The organism is Paenibacillus sp. JZ16, from assembly GCF_015326965.1.
Classification (GTDB): Bacteria; Bacillota; Bacilli; order Paenibacillales; family Paenibacillaceae; genus Paenibacillus_AQ.
On the sequence record NZ_CP017659.1, the window covers coordinates 849,581 to 863,500 of the forward strand.

Sequence of the window (13,920 nt, forward strand, 5' to 3'; positions counted from 1 at the left end):
ATCCCGTTATTTACGTGTTGCTCGTATGCAAACAAAAACCGCCAACCCCTAGATTCGGGGTGGCGGTCTTCAACTTGAAATGTTAACCTACGATACCCGTACGCTCGATACTTTCCACGAAATATCGCTGAACGAACAAATAGATGACGATCAAGGGAAGGATCGCCAGCAAAATGCCGGTATCCTGCACCATGCTCAAATAAAATGGGTCCGCCTTCGACGGATCGCCGCCCAGCATAATGGACAGGTTGTACGGCAGCGATGACAGCTGGGTGGACATGACTTTGCTTGAAGTCAGATACGTCGTCGTGTAGAAGCTGTCGTTCCACTGCCAGACGAAGGAGAACAACGTCGTGGTAATGATGGCAGGAATCGCGTTCGGCATCATGATGCGGGTAAAGGTGGTTCCGACGCCCGCGCCGTCAATATAAGCTGCCTCCTCCACTTCCTTCGGAATGCCTCGGAAGAATTGCCGGAAAATAAAAATGTACAAACCGGCTTTAAGCGAATTGGCGGTCAGCGAAGTCAGAATGAACGGCCAATAGCTGTTCAACAGATTGACGGACTTGCCGGTGAGGAGCGGAATCAGGCCCATCAGCGTAAAATCCTTCAGATTCAAATAAATCGGGATGAGAATCGTGGTGGGGGGCACCAGAATCGTCAGGACGACACAGGCGAACAAAAGCTGGCTGCCTTTGAACTTCAAACGGGCAAAGCCGTAACCCGCCAGCGCGCAAGAAGCGGCCGTCAAGACCGTCGTCGTCGCCGACAGCGCAAACGTGTTGAACAGCGTTTCCCAGTAATCCATGATGCGGATCGCATCAAGGAAATTGCTCATTGTGAAATTTTCCGGAATCCATACGACGACCGGTGAATAAAGATCGGCCTTGTCTTTGATGGCCGTCGAGATTTTTTGCAGAATCGGATACAGAATGACAAAGGACAGGCCAGCGATCAATGTTAAACGTATGAAAGACCAGAGCCATCGTTTCCAGCTTTCGAGCGATAGCCACCGAGAAACCGACATTGCATTCACCTTCTTCTATTCATGGTAAAAGACCTTCCTGGATACAAAGTACGTGCTAATCAACAGGATGATGGAGATGGCCAGGAAGTAAATCCAGGCCATTGCTGAGCTAAGGCCGAAATCGAATTGGACGAAGCCCGTGGTCTTGATTAAGTCTGTCAGCTCATTTCGGGAGAACGAGTCGATAATCGTATATATCATGTTGACCAGAATCAGCGGGCTGACCATCGGAAACGTGATTTTCCAGAAGGCTTCATAACCCGTAGCTCCTTCCATCTTGGACGCTTCGTACAGCTGGGGGGATATCGTCTGTATGCCTGCCAGGAAAATAAGGATCTGTACGCCGGATTGGCTTACGATCTCATAAATACGATCCACGGCTCCGGTTAAATAGTTTACGATCGTCTCGCTTACGCCGGCCTGAAGCATTAATCGCTCAAGTTCAAAACTTCCCAATGCGTTAATCAGCCCCCCGGAACCGGCATTCTGATCATTGATCGCCTGAACAAGACTGCTGCTTTCCAGGGTCAGAATGACCCCGGAAGCAAGAATGACGGGCAGGAAGAATATCGATCGGGCAAAGGAACGGCCAAGGAACTTCTGATTCAGGACGACGGCCAGAAACAGACTGAAGATAACGATCAGGGGCACGTTCACCGCCATGTTCACGATCGCCTCGGTCAGCATTCGGTTAAAGCTGGTGTTGACCGTAAAGGCAGTCACGTAATTTTTCATCCCCATAAACGTAATGCCGATTCCTTCGGAATTTGCCGTTACGGTGCTAAAACTGTAGATCAGGGAAGTCAGCAAAGGGATCAGGAAGAAAAAGATAAAACCGAGCAGCCAAGGCATCACATAAGCAATGCCCCATAATGCCTTCTGTTTCCCATAGCTTCGCTGCTTTCGCCCCAATCGCTGGGTTATGGATTTCATGGCGCTTCACCACCCGTTACATAGCTTTCGGCTTCAATGGTTACGCCGTCTATCGTCACCGGTGCACGATTGTAATTCACGATGACGTAAACGCCGCTCTCGTATGTCGTCTTGAACACGCCGTCAGCCAATTCGTCATGCCCGACGATCCGCTCATGGCGAACCTTTTTCAGAAATGCATTGATTTCCTCATAGATGCGGGCGGCCTCGTCGATCCATAACGCGTAGTTGGCAGAGAAGAGTTCGTTATGCTCTGTGTCCTTTATTTTGTGATTAGGTTCATAGAACCATTGAAAATACACGCCAGCACCGTACTCCAGGCACTTCAAAATATAAGGTTTGGCATCGGTATACGCGGACAGATTGTAAGGCGCTCCCGTGTAATCGATATGCCCGCGGACAACCATTTGATAGAACGGAATTGCCGCGTCTTCGATTTTAAAGCTGCTGCTAGACATCGGCGCATGGGTGATATCGGTTAAGAAAGGCAGCGCATAAGCGTTTCCTCCGTCAGCCATGACCTGAAGATTGGTTTCTGAAACCTTGTTCAGCGCATCCAGAGACAACTGTTCGGACTCCGTACGGTCAATTTGACGATGCTTGCGAAAATCGCTGTCCAGCTCGGCGGCAAGATCACTCAGCGAAACGCCAATAGCGCCGTATTTTCCATAATCCTTTAAGAAAGCTTCCGTGTAGCTACTCATGAACCGCGGCGATATGACATAGGCAGGCGAACCGGTCCGATCCCGTCGGTTCAGCGCCGGATTGAAGGAATAGATCTCTGCGGGGATGCCTCGCAGCGTTCTGGACGCCTCCTTCGCCTCGTTGAACCCGGAACCGGACAACGCGGTAAGGATAGCGACATCCGGATACAGCGTTACCCCATTCTCGTTCGCATAGGATAGCAGACGCCGTAGTCCCTTCTCTCCCCCTACCTGTTGATCAACGGAGACGCTGCCTGGAACCTCATGATCCAGCCCTTTGTTGAACCAGCCGCTATATTTCAATTTGATGTCATGGATGCCTCGCTTGCCCATCTCTGTCAGAATGCTTTGCGCTTGTTCGAACGTTGTGAGCGGCTCCAGCGCCCGATACGGAATTCCTGCAAAATGCTTTTTCTTATAAATGCTTCCTACGAGCTGAAGATAGAACGGCATATTCTCTTCATTCCTCTCGGCAATTGCCGGGAGGCCTCCCTGTTGCTCCAAGTAATTCCTGTAATAGGCGGCGAGTCCCGGATAGGAAGCCGACTGCTTGCCCACGAACGCATACCGGACCGAAAAATCGCTTCGCATCGGATCCTCCTGGAACTTCGGGAGCGAGCGCTGCTGGCCGTTCGCATCCAGGCTTAAGTCGCCTTTGTTGATTACCGTGAACGTCGGGTAGACGTAGTTATAGCTGTTCAGCCTGCCGCTGACGTCGGCATTGATCGTCGCGGCCGGAGCCCCTTCCTCGATGATGCCGATAAATGCCCCGCCTTCACGGATGATGCCGAACACCGGCAGCCTGACGTCCTGGCTGCTATCAGCCGTTTCGACCCCGCTCATCGTTCGGTCCATTCCGTACACGCTCTGCTGGTAGGAAGGGTACCGCGTCTTGCCGTTATTAAAATGGATCAGCGCTCCCGATCCGTCCGGAACGAGGATTGAGCCCTTATCCTCCGCCCCCCCTGCACCGAAGAAGCTCAGGAACGAGATCGTGTTCACCGGATATTCAGCGGGGAAATCGATGCTGGAAACCGGAAGCTTGGCGATCAGACTGTCGCCGTCCAGCGTATATTCGATCGAGGCGTGAAATACCCGCGGTTCAGGCTTGGTCTGATCCAAATGGTTCTCCTCGATGTCCACCAGCAAATCGTCCTCGGTATATCCGGCATCCTCAAAGGCTTTAAGTGCACGCTCCAGCTGCAGACCTTTGAGCGCGCCGTCGGACCGGACATACACCCCTTGCTCGGCATCTTCCGTGTACGCGATTTTCAGCGTTCGCTGGCCGGCGCTGTCCAGCTTGCTTAACAGGTTCTGTTCAAAGCGGGACTTGCTGATCTTCTTGGGCATGTCGTCAATCGTTTTTTTGTCCGTGCCGAACCGGTAGTTAACGCGAACGCCGTTTGGGATTTCCTCCATGCCGATTTGCTTGTAAGCCGCGCTGTCGGCGTGCGAATTGACCGAATTTATCTGTCCGAAGCTGTTATAAAAGTCAAGCTTCAACTGAGAGGACAACAAGCTTTTGTTCACGCCCGCGGCCAGCGGATCCGACTGATGGCCGGGGGGATTGCTGTGCCAAATTTCGCCGCTTGCCTTATGCACGACGGCGATCGCCCCCGTCTGATCGTCCGCTAGCAGCTGGAGCTGATCGTTCTCGACAATGCCTTTCATGCCTTTGACGTTCGGATTGACGAACGATGACTTGAGAACTGCTCCCGGCGTAAAGCTGTTGGCGGGCCCGTTGCCTTCATCGCCAGCTGCCTTTTCCGGTCCTTTATCCGTACAACCGGCCATAATCAGCGCTGTCAGCACACTGGCAGCAAGCAGCATGTATTTAGCGAAATTGCCCATCCTTCCTCCTCCTTAAGTTCTCATGACCAATTCTTGATAGATGACGGAAATAAAGGCCACGATCTGTTGGACCAAGCTGAAAAACAGCAAACTGATAAAAGCCATAAACCCCATGGCGACCAGGGTGAGCAGCATAATTCCGATCGTTTTGGACGGGGAAAACTGATGTACCGTCATATTGCCGACAAACAGCAGGTAAACGAACCAGAGAACCGCAACGGAGTTTGAAAAATAATAGAATGCGGTCTCTTGCAGCGACACGAGATTGCTGAGCCAGATCCATGGAAACTGTATGATCACGAGCGGCAGGAGCGCGAAGCAGGTCGACGTAAAAATTTCGACGAATTTGCCCTCGCCGTCCATCAAGGTCGTAAGCGACCAGTTAGCCACGCACCAGAACAAGATCGGCACGATCACATATACGATTTCCATGACGCTGTTCATGCTCTCGGGATTGTACACATGGACTAGAAAACCGCTGTACTGGCTCCCCAAAATGTTCGTAACGGCAACCAGAAACAATACGCAAAACGAGATGATCAACGTGAATTTTCGATTGCGATCGTATTTCAGGTCCCAATAGCCCTCAAAGGGATGAACCATGAGATTTAGGGGAAACCGAATCCATTCCCTGCTCATGCGGAAGCCCCCTTTCTTCGTTCCTTCACTTTCCGAAGCCTGGATGCGGCAAATATCCCGATTCCGGCCAAGCACAGCATGGTCATGATCAACGGAAAATGTTCCCTCATGACCGCTTTGCGGTATAGCAGGAATGCTTTCGAATAGTTTTTCTGATCCAAGCTGCGTTTGAAATGCATCATGGCACCCTTATAATCGCCTTGACGAAGCAAGGCTTTGCCGATCCCCGCATAGGCGAATTCCAGATTGGCATTCATGGCGATCGTTCGATTAAACAACGCAAAAGCGGTCTCTTCCTCGCCACGATAATAGCTTTTGACGGCTTCATTCAGCGTTCGACCGTATTCGGTCGTTCGGAAGACGGTAATTTCGCCAAGCGCTTTATCCAGCACAAGAAAATCCTCGCCGATTCGGTCGATGGCGGCCGGCGTATGAAATTGGCCCATTTGGTTCCCCAGCCCGCCGAACACGTACATCAGATGTCCATCCCCATTGTAAGTGAACACCCGTCCCCGCTTGCCATCGAGAACGGAGTAAATCTCGCTGTCGGCAACATCGATGTCGATCAGCTTAGAAGGACCTTCGCTGCTGAGGTAAAGAATGTCGCCCTGCGGGTCGGAATACCCCGTTCTTCTTAAAATATCGCTGCCTTGCGCATTAAGCTTCTTAATGTTATTCCCCCACTGGTCCCCGTTCGTGGCATAGATGAACCCTTCCGAGTCAATATCCAGATTCGTAAACTCCGTAGGCGTAAACATGACCATCTGGCTGCGCTGCGCCTTGGTCGAGATCTGCTTCCAGAAATATTCGATCGGATCGATATAAACGCGATTCGCGCCGATGAAGGAAGTAAACGCCCCTCCGGCATCGAATTCCATGAACCCGTCAAACACGCCGGCAGCCATGACGTAAATTCGCTGCGCATGGTCCATGACGACCCGGACGGGTTCGAATTTAAACGAATCCTGCAGTAGCTCCGACTCCGGCGAATCGATGATCTTGATCAGTTGAAAATCCGAATCCAAGTGAACCACCCGTTTGTTTCCAGTGTCCGCTACGAGCACCTCGCCGTCATCGGTCACGAAGATTCCTTGCGGTTGTAGGAATGTATCCGGCTCGCCCTCTCTTGTGAAGGAATCCACGGTGGTTACCAGCTTTAGATCATGGTCCAGCACAACGATCCGATTGTTGCCGGAATCCAGCACGTATACGCGATTGTCGGCGGTGACGTGAAGATCGCTCGGCTCTTGGAAAGCATCCGTCCCCAGATCCGAGCCGCTTATCCATTCAGTCGCCACATAAGCGGCCGGCGCTGCCGCAACATCGCCCCAATAGGAATAAATATAGGAGTCCGAGGCGCTCTCGGCGCTTACGTTCCCCGCTCCTGCCCCAACCCCCAATAAGCAGCAGATCATGATGAGGAGAGGCGTTTTCAGTTTGCGCAAGCTGTTCATCAATCTGACATGCCTCCTTTCTAGTCCTTCATCCCTGAAGTGGCCATCGTCTGCATGACACTGCTCTGGGAGATGATAAAGAGCGTAATGGGAACGATCATCAAGAGGAGTGCAACGGCCGCGCCGACTCCGGCTCTTGCGATTCCGCCTTCCGTGATCTGTCCGAGCGCGAAATGTAACGTCTTCAGATGCTCGCTGTAAATGAAGCTGCCCCCATCGCTGCCCCAAAGTGCCGGAAATTGTAAAATCATCAGCGTCAGCCAGGCAGGCTTCACGTTCGGCATCACAATGGACCAGTAAATCCGATATTCGCTGGCCCCGTCGATTTTGGCTGCCTCAAGCAGGGCATCGGGAATCTGCTCCATGAATTGCTTCATCAGAAACAGCCCGAGCGGAAATGCCAAGGAAGGCACGATGATGGAGGCATGCGTATTGATCCAACCCAGCCAAGACATGACCATATAGTTGGGAATCGCCGTAACATGGGGCGAAAACATCAAGGCGAGCACCACAATGGAAAACAGCGCCCTCGAGCCGGGAAACCGGTATTTGGCCAGCGGATAGGCTGCTGCAGACGCCAGCAGGATATGTCCGGCCGTGCCAATGATGGTGATCAACAGCGTGTTTGCGAAATAACGAGATAAGGGCACCCACGAATTCCCCATCAACACCATCAAATCCAGGAAATTATCCATCGTCGGATTGTTCACAAAGAACCGCGGAGGGAATATGAACAATTCGTCCAGCGGTTTGAATGCGTTGTTCACCGCGTAAATCAAGGGCAATGCCATGAAGGCTCCGAACAAGGCGAGCAGCGCAAACAGCAAAATGCTAACGGGCAAAGAGCGGTTCAGCGTTCTCGGCAGCCGGAAATATCGAATCATTTTCGCAGCCAACGTTACTCACCTATCTTTCTCAACATTTTTTGCGTTAATTTGTTGGTCCCGACCATCAGCAAGAACAGGAACGTCGCAATGGCCGATGCGTAGCCGAGTTCGAAGCGGATCGTGCCGAAGTCCATCAGATGGGTAACAATGGTGTGCGCCGCATAGTTAACGCTCGGAAACCCGGCGAGCGCGATCGAGATATCCGCGACCGCGAATGCGGTTGTGATCTGCATCACGGCCCCGAACATCAGCTGCGGCCTCATGGACGGCAGCGTAATATACCAGAGCTCCTGCCAGCGATTCTTGATGCCGTCCATCGCCCCCGCTTCGATCAGCGACTTGTCGATCGTTTGCAGGCCGGCGATAAACGCCAAGAAACTGGTGCCCAGGCTCAGCCAAAGCTGCACGATAATCACGATCCATAGAATATAGTTTTCATTCAGGAGCCATTGAATCGGTTCCAGGATAAAGCCGGCCTTCATCAGAAACCCGTTTAAATACCCATAGCTGTCACCTGAGAAGATGATGAGCCAAATGAAGTAAACGTTGCCCGATATCGATGGCGCATAAAAGACCAGCGTCATGAACGCCCGCACTTTGGGCGACAATTCATTAATGATCCATGCGAATACAAAACAGGCGATATAACTGACGGGACCGGTAATGACGGCGAACATCAGCGTATTTTTCAAGGCGATCATAAAGATATCATCATTCAGAAACAGCCTCGAATAATTTTGCCAACCGACGAACCTCGGAAATTCCAGCATGTTAAAATAGAAGAAACTTAGGGCAAAGGAAAAGACAACCGGAATGACCGTAAACAGAAAGAAAATAATCATATACGGACTCATCAGCAAATAATAGTGCTTGCTGCGCTTCAACTCTTTTATGAAAGAGACCCAACGGCTGTTCTTCTGCACATTCGCTTTGGGGCTCTTTACGGTTTGAATTACTGGTTCTCCTTGCATTGACTACCGCACCTCCCCTGTTAATATGGCAAATTGAACTCCTTCCGCTTGATCTCGATTTCATCGTTAATGTACAAAATATAATCGGATAAGGCTTCGCGCGGATTTTCGCTGGCATTTACCACTTTCCTGAAAGCATTGTCCAAATGCCGGCCCGTGAAATATCCTCCGGGCACCTGCGGAATGCCTCGTACCCACCGCCATTGGTTATCCAAATTCCGATAATCCTTCACCGGCCATGGCAGCTCCTCCAGCGCTTCGATGTTGGCCGTCGGATAGCGGGCAGCCTCTCCCATCAAACCTTCCATCTCTCGGCCATACGCAATTTGCGTCTCTTTGTCGGTCCACCACTTCAGAAATTCCCAAGCGGCCGCTTTGCTCTTCGAATTTTGAAGCAGCATGACGGCGGTCGTATGGCTGGCAACTTCGTGGTTCACGATGCCGTCCTCGCGTTCAGTCCCCGGCACAATCGTGAAATCCCACAGCCCCTTAATCTCGGGGGCCATGACCGTCAGCATGTTGTACGTCGTGTAATCCGCAATCCCGATCGGCATTTCCCCGGTCCGGAAACGGTTCGGGAAGTCCGCCTGCAGCGGGAACTTGTAGCTGGTATAAAACTGCGTCCACTTCTTGAATGCCTCCATGGAGATGTCCGAGTCGAGTGCACTCTTCGTATCGTTATCGCGGTAAAACTGCCCGCCGTTCTGGTACAGCAGCATCGCGAACGTCGCATTCGGGACCAGGCTTGCGTTGGTGGCTTCCAGCGGCAAATAAAATTGCATGTTGTGCTTCTGAAGCACGGAAATCATGTCATAGATTTCTTGCCAGGTCGCTGGCGGCTTCAAGCCGAGCTCCTCCAAAATATCCTTGCGATAGAACAACATCGGGAAGGTCTGCTGTTCAGGCAAGGCGTACACCCCGCCGTTATATTTGTAAGGCTCCAGCCCGCTGTCGCGGAATCGGGTGACCACCTCTTCGAAATCATCGAATTTCGTTAAATCGGCTGCAGCCCCCCTCATCGCGTAGTTGACCGGCACGTCCTCGCCGATTTGCATGGCGACATCCGGACCTTCACCGGCAAGCGTGGCTGGCAGAAGGATGTTTCCCGGAACAAGCCGGAGATGCACCGGAATACCCGACTCAGGCGTAAACGTGTCGTCGATCAATGCTTTCAGTACTTGCGCCTGATCGCGTCCGGTCGTTATCCACACGGTAATGGCATCTTCTTCATCGCCGGCGTTTCCGATGGTGTCATAATCTTCCGTATACGAAGCTGCGTAAGCGCCTAACTCATGGCCCGCGACCTCGAAAAACGACGCGTCCGGTTTGGGCAGCTTGCGATCCGGCGAATGAACGATCAGATAATCAAGCGAGATGGGCTGCTCTTTAATCTGCAGCATCCAGGTTCCGAGACCGCCCACGTTCACCTTATACGTGTCCAAGCGTTTGGCGACGGTTTCGGGATTTTCGGCGAGCTCGTTCAGCTGGTGCACCATTGAATGCAGAACGGCCACCTTGTCGCTTCGCTCGCCTGTCGCTTCTTCCAGATAATCGGCCACGCTTTGAATGATTTCGGCCTGCTCGGTGAACACCTCCACCATATCCGGAATCCGCTTCTCCAATTGATAATCCCGGAACGGATCCGGCGTATTGGAGGTGATCATTAGTATTTTGCGGTACATTTCGTTCAGTTCCAGCACGCTGGATTCAATCGTCTGCAAGAGCGGCGCGATCTCCCCGAGAGACACCATCATTCGGATCCGATGCGTCCCTTTGGTGAAATGGAATAAATAAGGTTCTTCCTCGCCCAGCACGTTCATTTGCCAATCGCGGTCATAATGAAAGCGGATTCGTTTCATTTCCTCAAAGGGAAACTCCCCGTCGATCATAAGGCTACGTGTGGCAAATACGCCCCGGAGCTGGTCCTGCTTCTGCTTCAAGACGATTTGGTACAAACCGTCTTCTTCCACCTCGAACTCCCATTCGATCCATTGCCCCGGCAGCTTCCAGTTAACGCCTCCGATGGTGTTGATTCTGATTTTGGAAACGTCGTACGGCTCAACGGTCGGGCTGGATCTGTCGGATGTAGGATACAAGGTCGGCGACGATTTCCGCTTGGCATCCTCCGCCTGAATCAGAATGTACTGATCCCGGGTCGGTTCCAAGCCCCCGGACTCATATTCATTCGCCAGCTCCTCGTATGTTTTCAAGGCATGATCCTGGTACAGCTCGATATAATCAATGGCCATTGGCTCCCGCAAGGACGTTAGCATAAGCTTCTGCTTGCCCTTGTCAAAATAAAAGGAATACGGCTCATCATAGTAGCCGTACCGATCCGAGAGCGGCGCAAGCTGCCAGGAAGGCTGCTCGATCTGCCTTGGCCGCAGATCGTTTCCGCGGTTATCCTGCCTGATTTCCTCGTCCCGGTTTCCCCATACTCTGTCGAATAGCACGATATCCGCTCCCTTGAAGGGCACCTTGTCATTGATAGAGAATTGCCTTTCGATCGCCGAGCTCTTCCCTTCAATCGGATAATATCGGATCCGGACATGGTATAAGCCCGGTTCTTCCACGTTCACGTCCCATGAGATGGAGCCTGCCTCTGGCGTGATCACGGATTTCCCTTCGGAGCCGTGTAATTTCTCCGCGATCTCGAATCCCTCCCCGGAGGCTGATACAAAGGACTCGCCTTCGATGCGGACGATGCGGTCCGGGCGGCTGGCCGATGCATGGGCGTCTAAATACTGGCTGTACCCGTCCTGCCCTTCCGTTTCAATGACCGCTTCAAAGTCGGAGATCGCTTGAACGAAGCCTTGGTTTGTCGATTTCGAAGGGTAGAAGGCCCATAGAGACAAAAAAAATAGGACGATGACAAGTATGGCGCTACCGAAACGCTTCTTCCTGGTGTTCAATTTCTCTCCCTCCCATACGGTTAATCCATCCAATGACAGTCCCTGCCGCAGCAATGCGCTGCGCAGGGACGATCGGTTCTTCGGCTAATGTTCAAGGTTACTTACCATATACTTCGTCGATAGCTGCTTGGAACGTTGACTTGTATTTCTCAACAACGGTGGAAACGGATATCCCCTCATTCAGCTCGCCGACGAAATCGTAGTACTTCAAATTCGGGAATGTATTGTGGTCAAGAATCATCATGTTTGGCGCCACCATTTTGGCGTTATTCAAGTCGTCTTCGCTCGAAAATAACGTTTCGTACGAGGCTTGGTCCGGATAGTCGTATACGGAATCAATGTCGTTGATTTTCTCCCAGATATAAAGCAGCTGTTCCGGATTTTCGACTGCTTTCGGAATGGTAAGCGCCTGGAAGAGTGCTTCGGCAGAGTGGTACTCTGTTGCGTTCGGCCCTTTTGGAAAAGGTACGAAACCGATGTCGTAATCCGGCATATCCGTCTGCATGCCGCTCATCTCATGGAGGGCACCTGCGTACATTAATGTATTGCCTTGACGGAAAAATTGGCCAGGCTCCGTCCAGTCGCCGCCCTCGGTCGGTCTTGCTATTTTCTCGGTAGCAATACGGGAAATGAAATTAAGTGCATCCAGTGTTGCAGGATCATCGAGATTTTGCTTATCTTCTTTGGTCAGACCCGTATTGTTGGAATACAATGCATGATCCATAAGCGAGGAGTTTGCTAGCCCCCAAGTGTCCAGCTTGCCATCGTTGTTCGTATCTTTGTTGGCTTCTTTAGCCACTTGTATGAATGTTTCCCAATTCCAGTTATCTTCGTTCACGTACTCTTGAAGCGGCTTTAAGCCAAGCTGGTTCATAAGTGTACGATTGTAAAAGATGCCTTGAACCAGATTTGCTTGATTTTCGGTGAATCCGTACCCCCTGCCTTCATACGTGTAGTATTCGTTCGTAACCTTTTGGTTAAAGGCAACGGGATTTTTGGTGTATTCGTCAATCGGCCAGAGCAGATCCTGTTTAACCAAGGTAGGCACCGTATAGGTTTTGCCAAGGCGAACGATATCACCGATCGGCTCGCCAGCGAGCAGGGAAGCGGTAACTTTCTCTTGGTACTCGCCGTAGTCGATGGCCACGTACTCCACTTTAAAATTATGCTTTTGCATCAGGTCTTCAAGGTTCTTCTTGCGCTGGATATTGTCCGGGGTATCCTCCGGAATCGTCATATCCCACCAAGAGACGATTTTAATCGTCTTACCCCCTAAATCGAAATCCATTTCCGGCGTTCTGTAAACTTCCTCTTCCTCCACTCCGCTGTTTTCCGTCCCACCAGGTTCCTTCAACGTACCTTTGTCGGTGCCGCTATTCGTCTCCGATTCCACGGTTTCTTGGGTGCCGCTGCTCGGGTTGCCCGAGCCACCGCTGCAGGCTGCAAGCAGCAGAACCAATCCTAATAACAGAACCAATAATTTGCGAACACGCATCTTTAATCCCCCTCAACGTTTGATGTTTGGTCCAGATTCATCCAAAGTTTAGCGCTTACATTTCCATGCAACAACCTGGGGGAATCGAGATATTCTACCCCTGAAACGCTAGAAGGACGCCTCCTGCAACGGCTTGTCCGCCGATCTTTTTCAACCAAAGCTTTGCAAGAAGTAAAGAACGGTTAGCAATGCAAAGAAAAGCACATTGTGGAAAAGGGGCTCCGGACAACATAATGTAAGCGTAAACATTTTGTTGGATATTCCGCTTATCGCAATATATGGGGAGGGAGTCATCATGTCTAAGTTACTGTATATCAATCTGGGCTGCTGCTCCGATGATACGCTTCGCCTGCAGGATTGGGGCAAATGCGGGATGAACATGGAAATCTGCGATGATGATTCTGAGGCATCGCTGCTGCATCGGATTGAGGAGAACGGCTATTCACTGGCGGTTATCAACATGAACGGCAGCCCCAAGAAAGGGCTGGAGCTGTGCGGTCGGATCCGGAGGATAAGCCGTTTGCCCATCATTGTTGTCGAGGATACCATGGAATTTGCCTTCATCCGCAAAGCGCTGCACCTGCAGGTAAGCGATTACGTACCCAGCACGTTGCCGGCTGAGGAACTGGTGAAGAGCGTAGCTGCTGTTAACGCGAACCATCGCCGCACTGAGGATGACGTGATTCACAGAGTCAAGGAATATGTGGAAAAAAAGCTGCACGAAAATATTACACTCAAAGACATTTCAAGCAAATTCCATTTCAACCGCTCCTATCTTGGCCAAAAGTTCAAAAACCATGAAAATATGAGCTTTAACGAATATTTGTTCAATCAGCGCATGGAAAGAGCGAAAATGCTGCTGGAGCAAACGGATCTGAAGATTTACGAAATTGCGAATGAGGTGGGCTATACCGAAATCGACTGGTTTTATAAGCGATTTAAATCCTATACCGGCGTAAGCGCCAACGAATATCGTAAGATGGTCGCCTCCTAATATGCCAGGCCAATGCAAATAAGTCCTTGGGTTATCCAAGGACTGCTGCCTGA

At 51.3% G+C, this 13,920-nt stretch carries 10 protein-coding genes; 1 reads left to right on the forward strand and 9 read right to left on the reverse strand.

All coding sequences use genetic code 11. From position 1 onward, the window contains the following. Positions 1–82: 82 nt before the first annotated feature. From BJP58_RS03735 to BJP58_RS03775, 9 genes are all read right to left on the reverse strand, one after another. On the reverse strand, positions 83–1,027 hold the full coding sequence (locus BJP58_RS03735; RefSeq protein WP_007130188.1) for a carbohydrate ABC transporter permease: 945 nt from the start codon (positions 1,025–1,027) through the stop codon (positions 83–85). A gap of 15 nt (positions 1,028–1,042) precedes the next feature. Next, entirely contained in the window at positions 1,043–1,960 is a 918-nt protein-coding gene (locus BJP58_RS03740; RefSeq protein WP_194542850.1) for a carbohydrate ABC transporter permease, read from the reverse strand. Beyond that, the gene (locus BJP58_RS03745) at positions 1,957–4,515 is read right to left on the reverse strand and encodes a DUF5696 domain-containing protein (protein ID WP_194542851.1); all 2,559 of its coding nucleotides are present in this window, start codon (positions 4,513–4,515) and stop codon (positions 1,957–1,959) included. Before BJP58_RS03745 ends, BJP58_RS03740 begins: the two co-directional genes overlap by 4 nt. A gap of 12 nt (positions 4,516–4,527) precedes the next feature. After that, positions 4,528–5,154 (reverse strand): Yip1 family protein, encoded by a 627-nt coding sequence (locus tag BJP58_RS03750; protein ID WP_194542852.1) that lies wholly within the window; start codon positions 5,152–5,154, stop codon positions 4,528–4,530. Continuing rightward, positions 5,151–6,611, reverse strand: coding sequence for an NHL repeat-containing protein (locus BJP58_RS03755; RefSeq protein WP_194542853.1), 1,461 nt, complete (start codon positions 6,609–6,611; stop codon positions 5,151–5,153). Before BJP58_RS03755 ends, BJP58_RS03750 begins: the two co-directional genes overlap by 4 nt. Before the next feature lie 17 nt (positions 6,612–6,628). Further along, positions 6,629–7,492, reverse strand: coding sequence for a carbohydrate ABC transporter permease (locus tag BJP58_RS03760; RefSeq protein WP_181469880.1), 864 nt, complete (start codon positions 7,490–7,492; stop codon positions 6,629–6,631). A 14-nt stretch (positions 7,493–7,506) separates the two neighbouring features. Beyond that, positions 7,507–8,466, reverse strand: coding sequence for a carbohydrate ABC transporter permease (locus tag BJP58_RS03765; RefSeq protein ID WP_099479745.1), 960 nt, complete (start codon positions 8,464–8,466; stop codon positions 7,507–7,509). Between the two features lie 20 nt (positions 8,467–8,486). Further along, positions 8,487–11,378 carry an extracellular solute-binding protein gene (locus BJP58_RS03770; RefSeq protein ID WP_194542854.1) on the reverse strand — a complete coding sequence of 964 codons (2,892 nt, stop codon included), beginning with the start codon at positions 11,376–11,378 and terminating at the stop codon, positions 8,487–8,489. Positions 11,379–11,475: 97 nt separating this feature from the next. Next, the gene (locus BJP58_RS03775) at positions 11,476–12,873 is read right to left on the reverse strand and encodes an ABC transporter substrate-binding protein (RefSeq protein WP_194542855.1); all 1,398 of its coding nucleotides are present in this window, start codon (positions 12,871–12,873) and stop codon (positions 11,476–11,478) included. Between the two features lie 295 nt (positions 12,874–13,168). On the opposite strand from BJP58_RS03775, the gene BJP58_RS03780 reads away from it, so the two are divergent. Continuing rightward, positions 13,169–13,867, forward strand: a complete 699-nt coding sequence (locus BJP58_RS03780) for a helix-turn-helix domain-containing protein (RefSeq protein WP_194542856.1) — start codon at positions 13,169–13,171, stop codon at positions 13,865–13,867. The last annotated feature ends 53 nt before the right edge of the window (positions 13,868–13,920 follow it).